Origin of the sequence: Massilia sp. (assembly GCF_046293535.1) — a bacterium.
Taxonomy (GTDB): domain Bacteria; phylum Pseudomonadota; class Gammaproteobacteria; order Burkholderiales; family Burkholderiaceae_D; genus Telluria.
In genome coordinates this window covers 28,517-49,046 of sequence record NZ_JBKBOV010000009.1, presented here as the reverse complement: position 1 = coordinate 49,046, position 20,530 = coordinate 28,517, and the positions used below count along the sequence as shown (strand labels likewise).

Here is a 20,530-nt window from a genome sequence, read left to right as displayed (position 1 = left end):
GGGACACTCCACCCGCACCGAACAGTTCACTGGAACCCAAGCATGTTCAATCAATTACACGTCGCCGCGCGCCAGGTCGGCCAGGTCGTGGTCGGCAAGGACCAGCAGGTGCGCCTGGCCCTGACCTGCCTGCTGGCCGGCGGCCACCTGCTGCTCGAAGACCTGCCCGGCGTGGGCAAGACCACGCTGGCGCATGCGCTGGCGATCTCGCTCGGCCTGAGGTTCAACCGGGTCCAGTTCACCAGCGACCTGCTGCCCGCCGACGTGGCCGGCATCTCGGTGTACGAACGCGAGAAGAACGATTTCGTGTTCCACCCCGGCCCGATCTTCACCCAGGTGCTGCTGGCCGACGAGATCAACCGCGCCACGCCCAAGACCCAGTCCGGCCTGCTCGAAGCCATGGAAGAGCGCCAGGTGAGCGCCGACGGCGTCACCCGGCCCCTGCCCGAGCCCTTCTTCGTGATCGCCACCCAGAACCCGGCCAACCAGGTCGGCACCTTCCCGCTGCCCGAATCCCAGCTCGACCGCTTCCTGATGTGCCTCTCGCTGGGCTATCCCGACGCGGCCGCCGAGCGCGCCCTCCTGATGGGCGAAGACCGGCGCGCCATGCTGCGCCAGCTAGCGCCGGCGATGCAGCCGGAGCAGCTGGCCCAGGCTCAGCGCGCCCTGAAGGAAATCCACGCCTCGCCCGCGCTGGTCACCTACGTGCAGGCGCTGGCCCAGGCCTCGCGCCAGAACGGCCTGTTCGCCGAGGGCCTGTCGCCGCGCGCCGCCATCGCCCTGCTGCAGGCCGGCCGTGCCTGGGCCGCGCTGGAAGGACGCGACCACGTGATCCCCGAAGACATCCAGGCCGTGCTGGTGCCGGTCTGCGCGCACCGCCTGCGCCCGCTCAAGGCGGCGCACGGCCAGGCGCTGGCCAGCCGCGACCTCGTGCTGCAGCTGCAGAAATCGGTCCCGGTGTAGATGGACGCGGCAGCAGGAGGCCTGCGCGGCTGGATGCGGCGCACCACCGGCAAGTGGCTGCCGCGCCGGGGCGCGCTGGACGCCGGCGAAGTCGTGCTGAGCCAGCGCCGCGTGTTCATCCTGCCGACCCGCGCCGGCATCGGCTTCGCCGTCCTGCTGCTGGTGCTCCTGATCGGCTCGATCAACTACAGCCTCGGCCTGGGCTTCGCGCTGACCTTCCTGGCGCTGTCCTGCGCGCTGGTGGACATGGTCTTCACCTACCGTAACCTGGCCCACCTGGCGCTGCAGCAGGGCCGGGCACCAAGCGTCTTCGCCGGCCAGGAAGCCCAGTTCGAGCTGCACGTCGCCAATCGCAGCGCGCTGGCGCGCTACGGCGTATGGATCGATTTTTACGATGCGTCCAAAAAAGGCGAGCCGCGCCACGTCGCCGACATCGCCGCACACGGCAGCGCCAGCGTGCTGCTGGGCGTGCCGACGACGACGCGCGGCTGGCTGCTGCCGGCGCGCGTGGTGCTGTCCACCCGCTTCCCGCTCGGCCTGTTCCGCGCCTGGAGCTATTGGCGCCCCGCCGCGCGCGCCCTGGTCTACCCGCGCCCGGAAGAAGGCGCGCCGCCGCTGCCGGTGAACGATCAGGCGGTCGACGGCGGCCGCGCCTCATTGTCGTCCACGCGCAATGACGATTTCGCGGGCGTGCGCAGCTACCAGGCCGGCGACTCGCCGCGCCAGCTGGCCTGGCGCCAGATCGCCCGCCTCGACCCGGCGCTCGGCGGCCAGCTCGTCACCAAGCACTTCGAAGGCGGCGTGGGCGACGAGCTCATGCTCGACTTCGCGCAGCTGCCCGCAGGGCTCGAGCTCGAGCTGCGCCTGTCGCGCATGACGCGCTGGGTGCTCGAAGCCGAGCAGCGCGCCCTGCCCTACGCCTTCCGGCTCGGCGCCGTCCACTACGACGCCGGCAACGGCGCCGCCCACCAGGCGGCCTGCCTGCGCGCGCTGGCGCTGTACGGCAGCGGGGAGGCGCCGTGAAGGCCTTGAACTCCCTTCCACGCCTGCCGAGAGACAAGGCCGACACCCTGCTGCTGCTCGGCAGCGCCCTCCTGGTGCTGGCGCCGCATGCGGCGCACCTGCCGCTGTGGGTGTCGCTGCTGTGCGCGGCCACGCTGGCCTGGCGCGGCGCGATCACGCTGCGCGGCAAGCGCATGCCCTCCACCCTGGTGCTCCTGCCCATCGCCGTGGGCGCGATGGCCGGCATCCAGTTCAGCTACAAGACCCTGCTCGGGCGCGACGCCGGCGTGGCCATGCTGGTGCTGCTGGTCGCCTTCAAGATGCTCGAGATGCACGCGCGCCGCGACCTGTACGTGGTGATCTTCCTGTGTTTCTTCCTGGTGCTGACCAACTTCTTCTACGCCCAGGGGATCGGCACCGCCCTGTTGATGGTGGCGGCGGTGCTGGCCCTGCTCACCACCCAGCTTTCGTTCCAGTTCACGGGAAAGGTACCGCCATTGCGCGCGCGCCTGGCGATGGGGGCGAAGATGCTGCTGTTCGCCGCGCCGATCGCGGTGCTGCTGTTCTTCGTGTTCCCGCGCCTGGGCGGCCCGCTGTGGAGCATGCCGGGCGGCGGCGGCAACGGCAGCGCCAAGTCCGGCCTGTCCGAACGCATGGCGCCGGGGCAGCTGTCGAACCTGGCGATGTCGGACGAACCGGCCTTCCGGGTGCGCTTCGAGGGCCCGGCGCCGCCCAAGGCCCAGCTGTACTGGCGCGGCCTGGTGCTGGACGCCTTCGACGGCACCGCCTGGACCCGCGGCGGCTCGATCGCGACCCGTTCCGGCACCTCGCTGCGGGTGCGCGGCCAGGCCCAGCGCTACGAGGTGACGCTGGAGCCGTCCGACACGCGCTGGCTGTTCACGCTCGAGATGGCCGGCCACATGCCGGAGGTGCCGGGCTACCAGATCCAGGTCTCGCACCAGCTCGAACTGAGCACGGACCGGCCGCTGGGCGAACGGGTGCGCTATCCGATGATCTCCTACCCCGACTATGCGCTCGATGGGCGCGAGGCGCTCGACGATCCCAACCAGTGGCTGCTGCTCCCCTACGGCTACAACCCGCGCGCGCTGGCCGCGGGCCTGGCGCTGCGCAAGATCGGCGAGCCGGCGCAGCGCATCGAGCAGGTGCTACGCCAGTTCCGCGAGCAGCCCTACAGCTACACGCTGGAGCCGCCGCTGCTGGGCCGCCATTCGGTGGACGAATTCCTGTACGGTACCCGCGCGGGTTTCTGCGAACACTATTCGGGCGCCTTCGTGTTCCTGATGCGCGCGGCCGGCATTCCGGCGCGCGTGGTCACCGGCTACCAGGGCGGCGAAGCCAATCCGATCGACGGCTACGTGACGGTGCGCCAGTCCGATGCCCACGCCTGGGCCGAGGTCTGGCTGCGCGGGCGCGGCTGGGTGCGGGTGGACCCGACCGCCGCGGTGGCGCCGGAACGGGTGCGGCGCAACCTCGCCGCCGCGGTCGAGCGGCCGGCGCCGTTCGGCATCGACGCGCTGCGCGGGCTGTCGATGTTCGGCGCAGACGGCGATTCGCTGCTGGGACGCCTGCGCAATGCGCTGGGCGCCGCCAACAACGGCTGGAACCAGTGGGTGCTGAACTACACGCCGGAACGCCAGCGCGGCTTCCTGCAGAGCGTGGGCGAGAGCCTGGCCGGCTGGCGCGTTGCCGGCTTGATCATGCTGGGAGCCGGAGTGTTGCTCTTGGGAAGAATTTTGTACCTCCGCAGGGAACACGATCCGATCGAGGCGGTATACTCTTCCCTATGCAAGCGCCTTGCCCACCTGGGCCTGGCACGTGCAGCGGACGAAGGGCCCACCGCCTACGCGGCCCGGATCGCGGCCTCGGAGCAGCTGGCGCCGCCATCACGAGACGCCGCCGCCGAATTCTTGCGCCGCTATAGCGCCTGGCGCTATGCGCCGCCCCAGCCCGCGCCGTCGCGCCAGCTGGCCGCTACCTTGAAGAGATTATTGTCGCAAGTTAGATGAAATCGATCGTTCCCCTGTTTGCCGCGCTGGCAATCGCCCTTGCCCCGGCCGGGCTGGCGCAAGCCGGCGCGAAGGATCCGCAGGCCCAGACCAAGACCGCCAAGGCCAAGGCCGCCAAAACCAATGCCAAGAGCAAGAAAGACAAGGCTGCCGGCAAGCGCGTCTCGCTGCGCTCCAGCAAGGTGCTGAAGGCCGCCCCGGCGGCGGCGGCGATCGACGTCGCCGGCGAGCGCCACAACTTCCTGGAATGGCAGGCGGTGCGCGAGTTCGTGGACGAGATGGCGAGCCAGCACGGCTTCGAGCGCGCCTACCTCGAATCGCTGTTCGGCCAGGCGCGCTTCATCGATTCGGCGGTACAGCTGGTCAAGCCCGCCCCGCCGGGCAAGCCGAAGAACTGGCAGGTCTACCGCGACCGCTTCATCGAGCCGATCCGCATCGCCGCCGGCGTGCGCTTCTGGAACGAGAACGCCGACACGCTGGCACGTGCGGAAGCGGCTTATGGCGTGCCGGCCGAGATCATCGTCGGCATCATCGGCATCGAGACCATCTACGGCCGCGACACCGGCAAGTTCCGCGTGCTCGACACCCTGGCCACGCTCGCTTTTGCCTATCCCGAAACGCCGAACCGGGCCGCGCGCATGGCCTTCTTCCGCAGCGAATTGGCCAACACCCTGATCTTCTCGCGCGAGCACGGCGTGGAACCCTTCTCGCTGCTGGGCTCGTTTGCCGGCGCGGTCGGCATGCCGCAGTTCATGCCGGGAAGTATCCTGAAGTACGGCGTCGATTTCAACAAGGACGGCCACATCGACCTGCGCCAATCGACCGAGGATGCGATCGGCAGCGTGGCCAACTTCCTGATCCAGCACGGCTGGAATCCGGAACACCGCGGCAGTCCGGTCACGCCGGCCGACGTGTCGCCGAACCATGCCTGGGAGCCCCTGCTCGAGCGCGGCCTGAAGGCGACCCTGCGCCCCGAAGAGCTGCGCGCCGCCGGCGTCACGCCGGCCAACGCACTACGTGCCGAGCGCCTGTACGGGCTGGTCGACCTGCAGAACGGCGCGGAGCCGACCGAGTACTGGGTGGCCGACGATAACTTCTTTGCCATCACCAAGTACAACCGCAGTTATTTCTATGCCATGTCGGTGATCGAACTCGGCCGCGCGGTGCGCGCTTCACGCGGCGGTTGAGCATTGCAAGGCGGGAAACTTTGTATCGATTTGTAACGACGCTCCCGCCTTTTCTTTCCTGATCGTCCATCTTCCTGCTCCCATACTCCCCGGGGGTATGCGCCCCTTTTCTTCAGATTCTCTGTAGAAACACCCTTGCCGGGGTCATACTCCCGCTTTTCTTAGCACTCTGTCAGTCATTTTCATACCGTGCGGCATCAAAGCCCGGTAGGCACTACACTCATGATTAACCAAAAAACAATTATTATTTCCGTGAGTTTGTGAGAGAATTGCATTGCGGCTATTGTTGCGGCAAGACAACAATACTGAATAAATCAATCTGATCGTTATTGCTACTGAGTATCAGATTAGAAATTAGTTGTACAATTGAATAGATAATTACGAAATAACGTCGCCTGGAGCCGAGCGCCGCATGGGGCTCCGTCCAACCCAAAATAGGATATTGAATCATGACAAACCAAGTCGGCATTGATATGAATAGCGATTCGGAGTCCGATGAGCTCCTGCAGTACAACCCGAACCGCCTGCTCGACACCCTGATCGAGAACCTGCGCCTGAAGAACGACGCCGCCCTGTCGCGCGCGCTCGAAGTCGCCCCACCGGTGATCTCGAAGATCCGCCACCACCGCCTGCCGGTCGGCGCTTCGCTCCTGATCCGCATGCATGAAGTGAGCGACCTGTCGATCCGCGACCTGCGCTACCTCATGGGCGACCGCCGCGCCAAGTTCCGCATCAGCGACAAGCAGTTCAAGCCGAAAGAAGGCGCCGCTCCGAAAGAGGCGTAAGCGCGCCGCGGCAGCGTGGCAGGCCTCGGCCTGCCCTGCGCCGCCCGTCCTTGCCGCTTGCTTGCGAACGCGGGACCGCCGCGGGCGAACCATCCGGACGTGCAGGAAGTTGCACAAAATAAAAAGCCATCCGTCAGGATGGCTTTTTTTCGTTATGCGGAACCGGACGCTTCAAGCCGGGAACACGCCCGTCGACAGGTAGCGATCGCCCCGGTCGCACACCACGAACACGATGGTCGCGTTCTCCACCGTCTGGGAAATGCGCAGCGCCACTTCGCAGGCGCCCGCCGCCGAGATGCCGCAGAAGATGCCCTCTTCCGCCGCCAACCGGCGCGCCATCTGCTCGGCCGCAGCCTGGCTCACGGGCTCCACCTGGTCCACGCGCGCCTTGTCGTAGATTTTCGGCAGGTAGGCTTCCGGCCACTTGCGGATGCCCGGGATCGACGAGCCTTCTTCCGGCTGGGCGCCGATGATGCGCACCGCCGGGTTCTGCTCCTTCAGGTAGCGCGACACGCCCATGATGGTGCCAGTGGTGCCCATGGCGCTGACGAAATGGGTGACGCGGCCTTCGGTGTCGCGCCAGATTTCCGGGCCGGTGCTCTCGTAATGGGCGCGCGGATTGTCCTGGTTGCCGAACTGGTCGAGGATGATGCCCTCGCCGTTCTTCTGCATCTGTTCGGCCATGTCGCGCGCGTATTCCATGCCGCCCGACTTCGGGGTGAGGATGATCCTGGCGCCGTAGGCGGCCATGCTCTGGCGCCGCTCGACCGACAGGTTGTCCGGCATCAGGAGCACCATCTTGTAGCCGCGGATGGCGGCGGCCATCGCCAGTGCGATGCCGGTGTTGCCGCTGGTCGCTTCGATCAGGGTGTCGCCCGGCTTGATTTGCCCGCGCTCTTCCGCGCCGCGCAGCATCGACATGGCGGCGCGGTCCTTCACCGAACCGGCCGGGTTGTTGCCTTCGAGCTTGCCGAGGATGATGTTGTTGCGCGCGGCGGCGTCGGCGCCGGGCAGGCGCACCAGCTGCACCAGCGGGGTGTTGCCGATCGTGTCTTCGATGGTCTTGTAAGCCATTCCTTGCTCTCTCGCGATTTCCTAAACCGCTATTTTAATCCGGACGGCAAGGTGGCGTATCGGGCCGCACCGGACCGGCCCCGCAGGGCCGGCCCAGTGCCGCGCTGCGCCGGATTAGCGCTGCGGCAGCGGATAGGTGGCGACGCTCACGTTGCCGTCCTTGTCGACCGCCTGCACGCCGAAGAACACATTGTCCTTCGACAGGTCGATCGTCGCTTCCAGCACGTTGCCGACCCACTTCGCGCCCTGCCAGTCGGCCGCGGTGGTGTCGCGCCAGACGATGCGGTAGCCCGCCACGTCCGGCTCGGCATTCGCCTGCCACACCAGGGTCGAATCGTTGGTCAGCTTGTCGGTGCGCAGCTTGACGTTCTGCGGCGCCGCCGGGGCCAGCGCCAGCGAGGCCAGCGTCGCGGCGTTCACCTTGGTCACCTTGGCGATGTAGTCGTAATCATTAAACTCGATCAGGTCGCCGTAGACCTTGCCGTTTTCGGTACGCAGGTCCTGGTGCTGGTGCGCGAAGTCCTCGGCCGGCTCGGTGAAACGCAGCGCGGCATAACCCTGCTCCAGGAAGGGCATGTGGTCGCCGCCACGCAGGTAGCGGTCGGCGCGGTGGATCACCGACACCTTGAAGCCCTTCACGTAGCGCTCGCCCATCTCCTTGGTGTGGCGGCCCAGCTGGCGCGAGAGCGAATCGCTGTCGCCGCCGGTGGCCACCAGCTGGCGCACGGTCTCGCTCATTTCCTTGGTGGCCGGGATGCTCTGCGAGAACAGGCGCACCTGCTTGTTGTCCACCTTGCCATTGTCGGCGCGCGAGCTGCCGATGATGTCGTTGGTGAACATGCCGGCGATGTTCAGGTTCTTCTGGCGCGCCTGGGTGGCCCAGTGGCGCGCGCCCAGCAGGCCCTGCTCCTCGGCGGCCACCGCCATGAACACGATGGTGGCGTCGAACTTGTGCCTGGCCATGACGCAGGCCAGTTCCATGGTGGCCGCGGTGCCGGAGGCGTCGTCGTTGGCGCCCGGGGCGTCGGCGGTGTAGTTCATCACGTCGCTGACGCGCGAATCATAGTGCCCGCTGACCACGTAGATGCGGTCCTTCGAGGCTTCCTGGGTGCCGGGCAGCGTGGCGACCACGTTGACGATCTCGGTCGGGCGCGAGATGCGCGGCCCGACCGGGGCGATGTGGCTGTCGAAAGCGACCTGCAGGGGCGTGCCGGCGCCGCAGCGCTCCAGCTCGGCCTTGATCCAGCGGCGCGCGGCGCCGATGCCGCGCGTGTCCGATTCGGTTTCCGACATCGTGTGGCGGGTGCCGAAGCTCACCAGCTTGGCGACATAGGCTTCCATGCGCTTGGCCGAGATCTCGGAGAGGATCTTGTTGATCTGGGGCTGCTGGCGCTTGACGTCGGGCGCTGCCGGGTTGGCCGGTGCGGCGGCGGCGGTGCCGGCGCCGATCGCGAGCAATGCGGCCAGCAGGGAGGAAGAGATGCGGGCGTGAGGCATGAATACCTTTCTGGTTTGTGGAGTGCGGTGACGGGCACATCTTCTCATGCGGTTCGATCGGTGTCAGTCAATACATGCGGCACGCGCGCAGCGCGGATCAACGGCGGGCGATCGCCAGCAGCGCCGGCCGCGTCCCGTCGTTCGCCGCCTCCAGGCGGAACACGCTCACCACCTGCGCCAGGCGCTCCGCCTCTTCTTCCAGCGCCGCCGCTGCGGCGGTGGCCTGCTGCACCAGCGCGGCGTTCTGGCGGGTGGCCTCGTCCATCTGGCCGATGGCCGCGTTGACCTGGCCGATGCCGGCGCTCTGCTCGGCGCTGGCGCGGGTGATCTCGGCCATGATGTCGGTAACGCGGCGCACCGAGGCGACGATGTCGTTCATCGTGCTGCCGGCCTCGTCCACCAGGCGGGCGCCGGCGTCGACCCGCTCGACCGAGCTGCCGATGAGAAGCTTGATCTCCCTGGCCGCGCTGGCCGAGCGCTGCGCCAGGCTGCGCACTTCGGTCGCCACCACGGCGAAGCCGCGCCCCTGCTCGCCGGCGCGCGCCGCTTCCACGGCCGCGTTCAGCGCCAGGATATTGGTCTGGAAGGCGATGCCGTCGATGACACCGATGATGTCGACGATCCGCTTCGACGATTCGTTGATCGAGGCCATGGTCTCGACCACCTGGGACACCACGGCGCCGCCGCGCAGGGCCACTTCGGACGCCGACTCCGCCAGCGCATTGGCCTGGCGCGCATGGTCGGCGTTCTGGCGCACGGTGGCGGTGAGCTGCTCGACCGAGGCGGTGGTGGCTTCCAGGGTGCCGGCCTGGCGTTCGGTACGCTGCGACAGGTCGCGGTTGCCGTCCGCGATCTCGGTCGAGACGCTGGCCATGTTCAGGGTGCCGTGGCGTACCTGCCCGACGATGTCGACCAGGCTGTCGCGCATGCCCTGCATGGCGTACAGCAGGCTGGCGCGGTCGCCGGGCACGGTCTCGATCTGCACGCCGAGGTCGCCGGCGGCGATGGCGCCGGCGATCGAGGCGGCGTAGTCCGGCTGGCCGCCGAGCTGGCGCAGCAGGCCGCGCGTGATGATCCAGGCGCCGGCCGCGCCGGCGGCGATCGCGCCCAGGCACAGCAGGGTCATCCAGCCGAAGAAGCCCGATGCCATCTGGCGCGCACCCAGGGCTTGTTCATTGTTCAATTTCTCCTGCATGTCGATGAAGGCGTTGATGCTGGCCAGCCAGTCCACGAAGGCCGGCGCCGCTCCCTGCGACAGCAGCGCGGCGGCTTGCTGGGCCTCGCCGGCGGCGTGCAGGGCGATCACGCGCTCGATCAGCGGCTCGGTACGGCGCTCCTGTTCCTTGATCGCGGCCAGCGCTTCCTTCTCGGCCGGGAGGGTGTCCGGCAGCTCCCGGAACAGCTTGTCCATGGGCTCGGCCGAGCGCGTATAGTTCTCGTCCAGGACCCGGATGAGCTTGATCGGAGCCCCGGCTGCGGCCGGATCGGCTGCCAGCACCACGTCGCGCAGCGCAATGGCGCGATCGTGCACGCTGCCGCGGAAATTAATCGCATAGCGCTGCTTGACGTTGTTGACCTCGTTGATATGGTTGAGGATGCTGTCGATGTGGCCGACGCGGCTGACGGCCAGGGCGGTCAGGATGATCATCAGGAAGAACACGGCGCCATAGCCGACTGCCAGGCGCATGCCGATGGTGAGGGACTTTTTTTTCATGGAATGATGCGATCTGAGAAACCTGCTGATTAAACAACGAATATTTCTGCGGGGAAATATAGCATGAGTGCTGCGTACACACTCAAATTCGTCAGTTAGTTCACGCAAACATGCGGGTCAAACCATGAACAAGCGCGAGTCAGGCCGGGCGGTCTCACGGCGTAGTCCGGCGCCCTGTAACATTCGATCACACAGTCGCAGCGGAACACCGGCCGGGCTCGTCTAGTATGGAGCCAGGCACACAAGGAGTTCCATCATGAAGAAAACCGCCACCTCACTGTTGTTGCTTGCGCTCGTATCGGTGTCGTCCGCCGCCATGGCGGATCCGTGGAAAGGCGGCCGTCACGGCCGCGAATACAAGCAGACCTACTGGGACGGACACTGCAAGGTCGAGCAGAAATGGAAGAAAGGCGAATACAAGGAAAAGCGCAAATGCAAGCGCCCCGACCGCTACCATGCGCGGCGCCATGACGATCGGCGCTACCGCGAGCGCTACGATGCGCGCCCGGTTGTCTATCAGGGCTATTACCCTGCTAACAGCAATTACTACCCGGACTACGGTCGGCGCGCCCCGCGGGTAGACATCGACATCCGCATTCGCCAGTAAGCCGGCGTTCGCGCCAGGATCGAAAAAAAACCCGCGTCGCCGCGGGTGTTCTGCTTCTTACATCGCCTTCTGCCCGGCCGGCTTGGCCTCGGCCTTGGCCGAGGTTTTCTCGGCCTTGGCCGGCTTGGCGGCACCAGCCTCCATCGGCTTGCCGTTGACGACCAGGCCCGCCTCGGACAGCTTCATCGCCTTCTTGTCGCCCACGCCCTTGACGCGCTGCTGGAAGTCGGCCCAGTCCTTGAATTCGCCCTTGGCGCGCTCGTCGAGGATCATCTTCGACATGCTTGGGCCCACGCCCTTGATGCCGTCCAGCGCGGCCGCATCGGCCTTGTTGACGTCGACCTGGGCAAAGGCGATGCCGGTCGAGGCGACCAGCGCGGCAATAGCGAATATCAGTTTCTTGATCATTGAATGTTCTCCGTAGATTGTCGGTCGATGGACGGCGACGCCATCCATCCACGCACTAACGGAGCTGCCGGGCAGCCGTTGACGCCCCCGGCTTGAGCGAACTCAAGCGCGCGACTCAGCCCGCGAAAAGTTCTTCGCGAGTAACGGTCGCCGTACCCAGCTTGCCGACCACGATGCCGCCGGCGCGGTTGGCGGTGGCCAACGCTTCGGCCAGCGGCGCGCCCGCGCCCAGCATCGCGGCGAGCGTCGCGATGACGGTGTCGCCGGCGCCCGAGACGTCGAACACTTCGCGCGCATCGGCATGTACGTGCAGCACCTCACCGGCCGTGTACAGGCTCATGCCCTCTTCCGAACGCGTCAGCAGCAGTGCGTCCAGCTCCAGCTCGGCGCGCAGGCGCTGCGCCTTCTCGGTCAATTGCTCTTCGGTCTTCCAGGTGCCGACCACGCGCTGCAGTTCCGAGCGGTTCGGCGTCAGCATGCTGGCGCCGCGGTAAGGGCTGAAGTCGTCGCCCTTCGGGTCGACCAGCACGATCTTGCCGGAGGCGCGGGCTTCCCTGACCATTTCGGCCACGTTCGCCAGCGCGCCCTTGTTGTAGTCGGACAGGATCACGACGTCGTAGTCGGGCAGCAGCGCACGGAACTGGTCGAGCTTCTCGACCAGCACGGTTTCGGTCGGCGCATCCTCGAAATCGATGCGCACCATCTGCTGCTGGCGGCCGATGACGCGCAGCTTGATGATGGTGGAGATCGCGTCGTCGCGCTTGAGGTAGCTATGGATGGACGCTTCGCGCAGCAGCTTTTCGACCTCGTCGCCGGCCTCGTCGTTGCCGGTCACGCCCAAGAGGCCCGTGTGCGCGCCCAGCGCGGCGGCGTTGCGCGCCACGTTGGCGGCGCCGCCCAGGCGCTCCTCGCGGCGCTCGATGCGCACCACCGGCACCGGGGCTTCCGGCGAGATGCGCGAGACGTCGCCGAACCAGTAGCGGTCGAGCATGACGTCGCCCACGACGAGCAGGCGCACGCGGGAAAGTTCGGGGGCCGCCTCGCGGCGGAAGCTGTCTGCCGCCAGCAGGCGGCTCGGAATCGGATCGGTCATGGGCGTGCTGCGTCAGTTCATCACATTGAGTTCTTCGGTACGGCGCGGCGGATAGGTTTCCCAGCGGCTGCAGCCCGGGCACTGCCAGTAGAACTGGCGCGCCTTGAAGCCGCAGTGGCTGCACTGGTAGCGCGCCAGCTTCTGGGTGTAGCGCTGCACCAGGTTCTTGACCATCGACAGCTCTTCCCATACTTCGGTGCGGGCATCCATCAGGTGCGCTTCCAGCAGCTTGTCCAGCCCCAGCAGGGTCGGGCTGCGGCGCAGCTCTTCGACCACCAGCTGTTTGGCCGCTTCCACGCCGTCGAGTTCGATCACGGCCTTGAACACCACCTCGATCAGGTCAATGGAAGACGCTTCCGCCAGGTAGGACCGCAGCAGGTTGACGCCTTCCTGCGGCCTGCCGACTTTGCGGTAGCCGTCCATCAGGCGTTGCGCCACCAGGGCCACGTGCGGCACGCTCTGCTGCTCGACGCGGCGCCAGGTGACCAGGGCCGCCTCGGTGTCGCCCTGGGCCAGCTGGGCGTCGCCGATCAGGATGGTGGCGCGCACGCTGGAGCGGTCGGCCTGCAAAGCCTTGTCGAGCAGCTGCATGGCGTCGCTCGGCTGCAGGTGCACCAGGGCGTCCTGGGCCAGCTCGCAGTAGAACTGCGCGATTTCCTTCTGGCGCGCACCGGCGCCAGACTCCTGCAGGCCGTTGGCCACGTCGATCGCGCGGCGCCATTCCTTTTCGCGCTGGTAAATTTCCAGAAGCGCGCGCCGCGCCTGCACCTCGAAGGGGGTGTCGACCAGCAGGTTGAAGGTTTCCTCGGCGCGGTCGAGCAGGCCGGCTTTCAGGTAGTCCATGCCGAGTTCGTACTGGGCGTGGGCCTTCTGCTCGCCGGGCAGGTCGGGACGCGCCAGCAGGTTCTGGTGGACGCGGATGGCGCGCTCGGTCTCGCCGCGGCGGCGGAACAGGTTACCGAGGGCAAAGTGCATGTCGGCCGATTCGGGGTCGAGCTTGACGATCTCGATGAAGGAATCGATGGCTTTGTCGGGCTGGTCGTTGAGCAGGTGGTTCAGGCCCTTGAAGTAGCCGCGCGGCAGGGTGCGCGATTCGAAGACCAGCGAGCTGATGTCGACGCGGGCGGCAATCCAGCCGAGGCCGAAGAAGAATGGGATGCCAAGCAGCATCCAGAGTTCGAATTCCATATGTTCTTGTTCTGTGTTGGCGCGCGGCGGCTTATTGGGCCAGCTTCTGCGCCGGGTTCACGGCATCCGGTGCCGGCTGCGCGTTGCCGGTGCCGGCGGCGCTTTGCAGGGCCTGGATGGTGTTCTTGTGCTGCGAGGTCTGGCGGCGCTGGCGGAACACGGTCGGTGTCAGCGCCAGGATGCCGAGTGCGGCGCCGGCAACGAAGAAGGCCAGCAGCATCAGCACGAGCGGGCCGCGCAGCTCGTAGTCGAGGAAGAAATGCAGGTCGACTTCCTGGGTGTTCTTCAGGGCGAAGCCGAAGAACAGGACGAACAGGATGAGGCCAACAATGGTCGAGACAAATTTCATCAGCAGTGTCCGCTGTTTGGGTGCGCAAAGGCGAAGTGTCGCATATCCGACATGATATTTCAAAAGGCGTCGGGGTGCTCGGCGGTACTTGGTACGAGGATGGGCTGACACTACACGGCGCATTGTGGGGACCGTTAGCTCAACACGAAAAAAAACGGCATCCCCGAAGGGACGCCGTTTTTGTCTGCCTGCGGCAGACTCCGTCCAGCTAGCAGACGACTCAGTCTTCCATGATCGGTTGCCCGACCATCGCGTCCACCCGCTCGCGCAACTGCTTGCCCGGCTTGAAGTGGGGCACCCGTTTTTCGGGCACCATCACCTTGTCGCCGGACTTCGGGTTGCGGCCGATGCGTGGCGGCCGGCTGTTCAGCGCAAAGCTGCCGAAACCACGGATCTCGATGCGCTGGCCGCTCGCGAGAGCATTCGTCATCGCATCGAGGATGGTCTTGACGGCAAACTCCGCATCTTTCGCCACCAGCTGAGAGTAGCGCTCAGCCAGGCGGTTGATCAGCTCGGACTTGGTCATCTGGTCGCCTCGGAAAGGAATTAACCTTTGTTGTCGAACTTGGCCTTCAGCAGTGCGCCCAGGCTGGTGGTGCCCGAAGCGGCGCTGTTGTCGGCTGCCAGCTTGCTCATTGCTTCCTGGGTCTCGACATTGTCTTTCGCCTTGATCGACAGCTGGATGCTGCGAGCCTTGCGATCGATGTTGATGACCAGGGCTTCGACCTTGTCGCCCACTTTCAGGTGGGTGCCGGCGTCTTCCACGCGGTCACGCGAGATTTCCGAAGCGCGCAGGTAGCCTTCGACTTCGTCGTTCAGCGCGATCACGGCGCCCTTCGGCTCAACCGATTTCACGGTGCCGGTGACCAGGGTGCCCTTGTCGTTCAGCGAAGCGAAGTTGTTGAACGGGTCGCCTTCCAGCTGCTTGACGCCCAGCGAGACACGCTCGCGCTCGACGTCGATTGCCAGCACGACTGCTTCCAGCTCGTCGCCCTTCTTGAACTTGCGCACGGCTTCTTCGCCGGCTTCGGTCCAGGACAGGTCCGACAGGTGCACCAGGCCGTCGATGTTGCCCGGCAGGCCGATGAACACGCCGAAGTCGGTGATCGACTTGATCGAACCCTTGACCTTGTCGCCCTTCTTGTGGGTCATGCCGAAGTCGTCCCATGGGTTCGCCTTGCACTGCTTCATGCCCAGCGAGATACGGCGACGCTCTTCGTCGATTTCCAGGACCATGACTTCGACTTCGTCGCCCAGCTGGACAACCTTGTTCGGAGCCACGTTCTTGTTGGTCCAGTCCATTTCCGAGACGTGCACCAGGCCTTCGATGCCCTGCTCGACTTCCACGAACGCGCCGTAGTCGGTCAGGTTGGTGACCTTGCCGAACAGACGGGTGCCCTGCGGGTAGCGACGCGACAGACCGGTCCACGGATCGTCGCCCAGCTGCTTGACGCCCAGCGAGACGCGGTTCTTTTCCTGGTCGTACTTGAGGACCTTGGCGGTGATTTCCTGGCCAACCGACAGCACTTCCGACGGGTGACGCACGCGACGCCATGCCAGGTCGGTGATGTGCAGCAGGCCGTCGATGCCGCCCAGGTCGACGAACGCACCGTAGTCGGTGATGTTCTTGACGACGCCGGTGACCACGGTGCCTTCTTTCAGGGTTTCCATCAGCTTCGCACGCTCTTCGCCCATCGATGCTTCGATGACGGCGCGACGCGACAGGACGACGTTGTTACGCTTGCGGTCCAGCTTGATGACCTTGAATTCCAGGGTCTTGCCTTCGAACGGGGTGGTGTCCTTGACCGGACGGGTGTCGACCAGCGAACCCGGCAGGAATGCGCGGATGCCGTTGGTCAGGACGGTCAGGCCGCCCTTGACTTTACCGTTGACGGTGCCGGTGACGATCTCGCCCGACTCCATTGCTTTTTCCAGAGCCAGCCACGATGCCAGGCGCTTGGCCTTGTCGCGCGACAGGATGGTATCGCCGAAACCGTTCTCCAGCGATTCGATGGCCACGGAAACGAAGTCGCCGATCTGGACTTCCAGTTCGCCCTGGTCATTCTTGAATTCTTCGACCGGAATGAAGGCTTCCGACTTCAGGCCGGCGTTGACGATCACGAAGTTGTGATCCAGGCGCACGACTTCAGCCGAGATGACTTCGCCCGAACGCATGTCCTGACGCGACAGCGATTCTTCGAACAGGGCGGCGAAGCTTTCCATGCCGGTATCTTGATTGGTTGCAGTAGACATAAAGGTTATTACTCGAGTTAGCCCAGCAGGCCGGCAATGGTGCGGACTGAACTGGGGTTAGGTTGACACACACCTGCGATGGCGGAATTGCCGCCGCAGGCACCAACAAGGACAACGCGCAGTGAAAATGTCATTCTGACCATTTCCCCCTGCACGTCGTCCTCGCGAAGGCGGGGACCCAATTTTCGCAGCGCAGTCGCCACGGCGATGACTCGAGCCAACGGCGACTCACCGAAATTGGATTCCGGCCTACGCCGGAATGACGGTCTTTCAGCTAGCCAAGCCAGCCTTGCCCCGTCATTTCAAACTTTGAAACTCACTTGTGCGCATACCACGCCAACACCCGTTCGACCGCTTCCGCGGCCGACATGTTCGAGGTATCGAGCAAGTGCGCATCCGCTGCCGGGACCAGGGGAGCGATGGCGCGCTTGGTGTCGCGCTCGTCCCGCTCGGTCAAATCCTTCAGCAGATCGTCCATATTAGCAGAAAATCCTTTGTCAATCAATTGCTTATACCGGCGTTGCGCACGCGCCTCGACGCTTGCGGTCAAGAACACTTTTAATTTCGCGCCGGGAAAGATCACCGTGCCCATATCGCGCCCGTCGGCCACCAGGCCGGGCGTCTCGCGAAAGCCCAGTTGCAGGCCGAACAGGGCCTGGCGCACGGTCGGCAGCGCGGCGATCTTCGATGCCATGTTGCCAACTTCTTCCGCCCGGATCGCTCCCGTGACGTTCTCGTTGTTGAGGAAGATGTCGCCGCCGACGAAGCGCGCCGGCAGGTGTTCGGCCAGCTTGGCGATGCCGTGTTCGTCGCGCAATTCAAGGCCGCGGCGGATCGCCTGCAGCGCCGTCAGGCGGTACAGGGCGCCCGAGTCGAGCAGGTGGAAGCCGAGGCGCTCGGCCACCTTGGCGGCGACGGTGCCCTTGCCGGAAGCGGTCGGGCCGTCGATGGCGATGACGGGAATGGGATTATTTGGCATGTGATGGTCGCGGGGGTAAAACGGTCCAGTTGTCTATTTTACTGGCTCCCCCGCGCGACCGTGTTCAAAACAGTTCGTTCTTCGCAATGCCGGCGAAGGCTTCGAAGTATTCCGGGAAGGTCTTGGCCACGCATTTCGGGTCGTTGATGCGCATCGCGTTGCCGCGCCGCGCCTTGCCGTCGAGCGAGGCCAGCGAGAAGCACATCGCCATCCGGTGGTCGTCGTAGGTGTCGATGGTGGCGGGCTTGAGCTGCTCCGGCGGGGTGATGCGGATGTAGTCCGGCCCCTCCTCCACCTCGGCGCCGACCTTGCGCAGTTCCGTCGCCATCGCGGCCAGGCGGTCGGTTTCCTTCACGCGCCAGCTGGCGATGTTGCGCAGGGTGCTCGGGCCGTCGGCGTACAGCGCGGCCACCGCGATGGTCATGGCGGCGTCGGGAATGTGGTTGAAGTCCGCATCGATCGCCCTCAAGACGCCGTTCGAGCGCGCTTCGATCCAGTTCTCGCCGCGCGTGACGATGGCGCCCATCCGTTCCAGCGCGTCGGCGAAGCGCACGTCGCCCTGGATGCTGTTCTCGCCCACGCCTTCGACGCGCACCGGGCCGCCCGCGATCGCGCCGGCCGCCAGGAAGTAGGAAGCCGAGGAAGCATCGCCCTCGACGTGGATGCTGCCGGGCGACTGGTAGCGCTGGCCCGGATGCACGGTGAACGAGGCCCAGCCGTTCTGCTCGACCGTGACGCCGAAGCGGCGCATCAGGTTCAGGGTGATTTCGATATAGGGCTTGGAGATCAGCTCGCCGACCACGTCGATCGACACCGCGTGACTTGTCGCCATCAGCGGCGCCGCCATCAGGAGCGCGGTCAGGAACTGGCTCGACACGTTGCCGCGCACCGACATGCGGTTGGCGTGGATATGGCCGCGGCGGATGCGCAGCGGCGGGAAGCCCTGCTCGCCCGTGTACTCGATCTGGGCGCCGACCTCATTGAGCGCGTCGACCAGGTCGCCGATCGGGCGCTCGTGCATGCGCGAGACGCCATGCAGGGTGTAGTCGCCGCCGATCACGGCCAGCGCGGCCGTCAGCGGACGGATCGCGGTGCCGGCATTGCCCATGAAGAGGTCGGCCTCGTGAATCGGCAGCACGCCGCCGTTGCCGTGCACGACCACGGTACGCTCGTCGACTTCATCCCACTTGATGCCCAGCGAGCGCAGCGCGCCCAGCATCACCATGGTGTCATCCGAGGCCAGCAGGTCGTGGATGGTGGTCGTTCCCTCCGACAGCGCGGCCAGCAGCAGCGTGCGGTTCGAGATGCTCTTGGAACCCGGCAGGCGCACCGCCCCTTCCACGTGGATCACGGGTTCGAGGTCGATGTGCTGCGGGTAGTGTTTAGACTGCGTCATTCTGTATCCTGGTTCTGCGGGGGCGGCGGCGAGCCGGCCTCGATGGCCTCGACCCATTCGCGCCGCGCACGCTGCGCGTTGGCGAATACGGTTTCAAGGCCGCGTCCGTCGGCGGCGGCGAGCGTCGCCCGCAATGAAGTCAATTGTGCCAGATATGCATCGAGCTCGGTGAGCAAGGCCTCGCGGTTGGCCAGGCTGATGTCACGCCACATTTCGGGCGAGGAACCGGCAATCCGGGTGAAGTCGCGGAAGCCACTGGCGGCGTATTGGAACAGCAGGCTGGCGTGCGGCTTGGCGGCGATGTCGTCCACCAGCGCGTAGGCCAGCAGGTGCGGCAGGTGGCTGACGGCGGCGAATACGCGGTCGTGGTCGTGGGGGCTCAGGGTATGGATGAGCGACCCGCAGTGGCGCCAGGCGGCGGCCACGCGCTCGACGTCGCCTGCCGAGTTTTCCGGCAGCGGGGTGAGCACGGTCTTCTTGCCACGGTAGAGCTCCGCACGGGCCGCATCCGGACCGTTGGACTCGCTGCCTGCAATCGGGTGGCCGGGCACGAACTGCCCGATGCGCTCGCCCAGCGCCGCACGCGCGCTGGCCACCACGTCGCACTTGGTGCTGCCGGCATCGGTCACGACGGTGTGCGGTTCCAGGTATGGCAGCAGCGCGGCGAGGATGGCCCCGGTCTGCCCGACCGGCGCAGCCAGCAGCACCAGGTCGGCGCCGCGCAACGCTTGCTGCGGAGTCTCGCAGACCTCGTCCACGATGCCCAGCGCGAGCGCACGCGCCATCGCTTCCGGCTCACGGCCCAAGCCAGCCACGGTGCGCACCACGCCGGCCTGCTTGAGGGCCAGCGCGAAGGAACCGCCGATCAGGCCGACGCCGACGACGACGAGCCGCTCGATTTTCAAGCCAGCACTCTCTTCAGCGCTGCGATGAAGGCGGCGTTCTCTTCCGGCAGGCCGATCGAGATGCGCAGCCACTGGTGCAGGCCGTAGTTGCCGACCGGGCGCACGATCACGCCCTGCTTGAGCAGCGCCAGGTTGACGCGGGCGCCGGCCTGGTCGTCGTCACCGACCTTCACCAGCACGAAGTTGCCGAACGATGGTACGTACTGCAGGCCGAGTTCATCAAAAGCGGCGGTCAGCTGCTTGTAGCCTTCCGCATTGTTCTGCGCGCCCTTCTCCAGGAAGCCCTTGTCGTTCAGCGCGGCGATCGCAGCGGCCTGCGCCAGCGAATTGACGTTGAAGGGCTGGCGGATGCGGTTCATCAGGTCGGTCACCGCCGGCTGGGCGATGGCGAAGCCCACGCGCAAGCCGGCCAGGCCGTAGGCCTTGGAGAAGGTGCGCGAGACGATCAGGTTCGGGTACTTGCGCACCCACTGGCTCGACTCGAACTGGTGCTCCGGCGCCAGGTATTCGTTATAGGCCTCGTCCAGCACCACGACCACGTTGGCCGGCACTTTCTGCAGGAAGGCTTCGATCTCGGCCGCCGGGATGAAGGTGCCGGTCGGGTTGTTCGGGTTGGCGATGAAGACCAGACGGGTATCAGGCTCGATGGCGGCCGCCATCGCGTCGAGGTCGTGGCCGTAGTCCTTGGCCGCGACCACGATCGCGCGCGCGCCCACGCCTTGGGTGGCCAGCGCGTACACGGCGAAGGAGTACTGCGCATACACCACGGATTCGCCCTTCTGCACGAAGGCGTGGGCGGCGATTTCCAGGATGTCGTTGCTGCCGTTGCCCAGGGTGATCCAGTCGGCCGGGACGTCGTAGCGTGCGGACAAGGCAGCCTTGAGCTCGAAGCCGTTGGCGTCCGGGTAGCGGCCGAGGTCGGCGGCGGCCTGCGCCATCGCGGCGCGGCTCGATTCCGGGATACCGAAGGGGTTCTCGTTGGAGGCGAGCTTGACGATCTTGGCTTCGTCGAGGCCGAACTCGCGGGCGACTTCAGCGATGGGTTTGCCGGCCTGGTAAGGGGCGATGGCGCGGACGTAATCTGGACCGAATTGCGACATGGG

At 66.0% G+C, this 20,530-nt stretch carries 19 protein-coding genes; 6 read left to right on the top strand and 13 right to left on the bottom strand.

The window, feature by feature from the left end:
- Positions 1–42: 42 nt before the first annotated feature.
- From ACK4S9_RS07320 to ACK4S9_RS07300, 5 genes are all read left to right on the top strand, one after another.
- Positions 43–963, top strand: coding sequence for an AAA family ATPase (locus tag ACK4S9_RS07320; protein ID WP_409723537.1), 921 nt, complete (start codon positions 43–45; stop codon positions 961–963).
- Positions 964–1,986, top strand: coding sequence for a DUF58 domain-containing protein (locus tag ACK4S9_RS07315; protein ID WP_409723534.1), 1,023 nt, complete (start codon positions 964–966; stop codon positions 1,984–1,986).
- The gene (locus ACK4S9_RS07310; RefSeq protein WP_409723531.1) at positions 1,983–3,992 is read left to right on the top strand and encodes a DUF3488 and DUF4129 domain-containing transglutaminase family protein; all 2,010 of its coding nucleotides are present in this window, start codon (positions 1,983–1,985) and stop codon (positions 3,990–3,992) included. Before ACK4S9_RS07315 ends, ACK4S9_RS07310 begins: the two co-directional genes overlap by 4 nt.
- A complete protein-coding gene (gene mltB, locus ACK4S9_RS07305) occupies positions 3,989–5,179 on the top strand; it encodes a lytic murein transglycosylase B (protein ID WP_409723528.1) in 1,191 nt (396 codons plus the stop codon). The genes ACK4S9_RS07310 and mltB overlap by 4 nt, the downstream gene beginning before the upstream one ends.
- Positions 5,180–5,628: 449 nt before the next feature.
- Entirely contained in the window at positions 5,629–5,964 is a 336-nt protein-coding gene (locus ACK4S9_RS07300; RefSeq protein WP_036216124.1) for a hypothetical protein, read from the top strand.
- Positions 5,965–6,135: 171 nt separating this feature from the next.
- On the opposite strand, the gene cysM is transcribed toward ACK4S9_RS07300, so the two are convergent.
- The 3 genes from cysM to ACK4S9_RS07285 all read right to left on the bottom strand — a co-directional run bounded on the left by cysM (position 6,136) and on the right by ACK4S9_RS07285 (position 10,249).
- Entirely contained in the window at positions 6,136–7,038 is a 903-nt protein-coding gene (gene cysM, locus ACK4S9_RS07295) for a cysteine synthase CysM (RefSeq protein ID WP_409723526.1), read from the bottom strand.
- Positions 7,039–7,152: 114 nt separating this feature from the next.
- Positions 7,153–8,535, bottom strand: coding sequence for a M20/M25/M40 family metallo-hydrolase (locus ACK4S9_RS07290; RefSeq protein WP_409723523.1), 1,383 nt, complete (start codon positions 8,533–8,535; stop codon positions 7,153–7,155).
- Between the two features lie 97 nt (positions 8,536–8,632).
- On the bottom strand, positions 8,633–10,249 hold the full coding sequence (locus ACK4S9_RS07285; RefSeq protein WP_409723520.1) for a methyl-accepting chemotaxis protein: 1,617 nt from the start codon (positions 10,247–10,249) through the stop codon (positions 8,633–8,635).
- A 256-nt stretch (positions 10,250–10,505) separates the two neighbouring features.
- Here ACK4S9_RS07285 and ACK4S9_RS07280 point away from each other — a divergent pair, with 256 nt between their 5' ends.
- Positions 10,506–10,856 (top strand): hypothetical protein, encoded by a 351-nt coding sequence (locus ACK4S9_RS07280; RefSeq protein ID WP_409723518.1) that lies wholly within the window; start codon positions 10,506–10,508, stop codon positions 10,854–10,856.
- A 57-nt stretch (positions 10,857–10,913) separates the two neighbouring features.
- Here ACK4S9_RS07280 and ACK4S9_RS07275 read toward each other — a convergent pair whose 3' ends face one another.
- From ACK4S9_RS07275 to hisC, 10 genes are all read right to left on the bottom strand, one after another.
- Positions 10,914–11,264, bottom strand: coding sequence for a ComEA family DNA-binding protein (locus ACK4S9_RS07275; RefSeq protein ID WP_409723515.1), 351 nt, complete (start codon positions 11,262–11,264; stop codon positions 10,914–10,916).
- Positions 11,265–11,379: 115 nt separating this feature from the next.
- Entirely contained in the window at positions 11,380–12,357 is a 978-nt protein-coding gene (gene rfaE1 / locus ACK4S9_RS07270; RefSeq protein ID WP_409723512.1) for a D-glycero-beta-D-manno-heptose-7-phosphate kinase, read from the bottom strand.
- Positions 12,358–12,369: 12 nt separating this feature from the next.
- A complete protein-coding gene (gene lapB / locus ACK4S9_RS07265) occupies positions 12,370–13,545 on the bottom strand; it encodes a lipopolysaccharide assembly protein LapB (RefSeq protein WP_409723510.1) in 1,176 nt (391 codons plus the stop codon).
- A gap of 31 nt (positions 13,546–13,576) precedes the next feature.
- Positions 13,577–13,894, bottom strand: a complete 318-nt coding sequence (locus tag ACK4S9_RS07260) for a lipopolysaccharide assembly LapA domain-containing protein (RefSeq protein WP_409723507.1) — start codon at positions 13,892–13,894, stop codon at positions 13,577–13,579.
- A gap of 220 nt (positions 13,895–14,114) precedes the next feature.
- A complete protein-coding gene (locus tag ACK4S9_RS07255) occupies positions 14,115–14,420 on the bottom strand; it encodes an integration host factor subunit beta (protein ID WP_409723504.1) in 306 nt (101 codons plus the stop codon).
- A gap of 20 nt (positions 14,421–14,440) precedes the next feature.
- Positions 14,441–16,147 carry a 30S ribosomal protein S1 gene (rpsA, locus tag ACK4S9_RS07250; protein ID WP_081926127.1) on the bottom strand — a complete coding sequence of 569 codons (1,707 nt, stop codon included), beginning with the start codon at positions 16,145–16,147 and terminating at the stop codon, positions 14,441–14,443.
- 316 nt (positions 16,148–16,463) lie between these two features.
- Entirely contained in the window at positions 16,464–17,126 is a 663-nt protein-coding gene (gene cmk / locus ACK4S9_RS07245) for a (d)CMP kinase (RefSeq protein ID WP_409723501.1), read from the bottom strand.
- Positions 17,127–17,190: 64 nt separating this feature from the next.
- Positions 17,191–18,522, bottom strand: coding sequence for a 3-phosphoshikimate 1-carboxyvinyltransferase (gene aroA / locus ACK4S9_RS07240; RefSeq protein ID WP_409723498.1), 1,332 nt, complete (start codon positions 18,520–18,522; stop codon positions 17,191–17,193).
- Complete coding sequence (locus tag ACK4S9_RS07235) at positions 18,519–19,427, bottom strand: prephenate dehydrogenase (RefSeq protein ID WP_409723496.1); 909 nt, start codon at positions 19,425–19,427, stop codon at positions 18,519–18,521. Before ACK4S9_RS07235 ends, aroA begins: the two co-directional genes overlap by 4 nt.
- Positions 19,424–20,527: a histidinol-phosphate transaminase gene (gene hisC / locus ACK4S9_RS07230; RefSeq protein ID WP_409723493.1), complete on the bottom strand. Its 1,104-nt coding sequence runs from the start codon at positions 20,525–20,527 to the stop codon at positions 19,424–19,426. The genes ACK4S9_RS07235 and hisC overlap by 4 nt, the downstream gene beginning before the upstream one ends.
- Between the last annotated feature and the right edge of the window lie 3 nt (positions 20,528–20,530).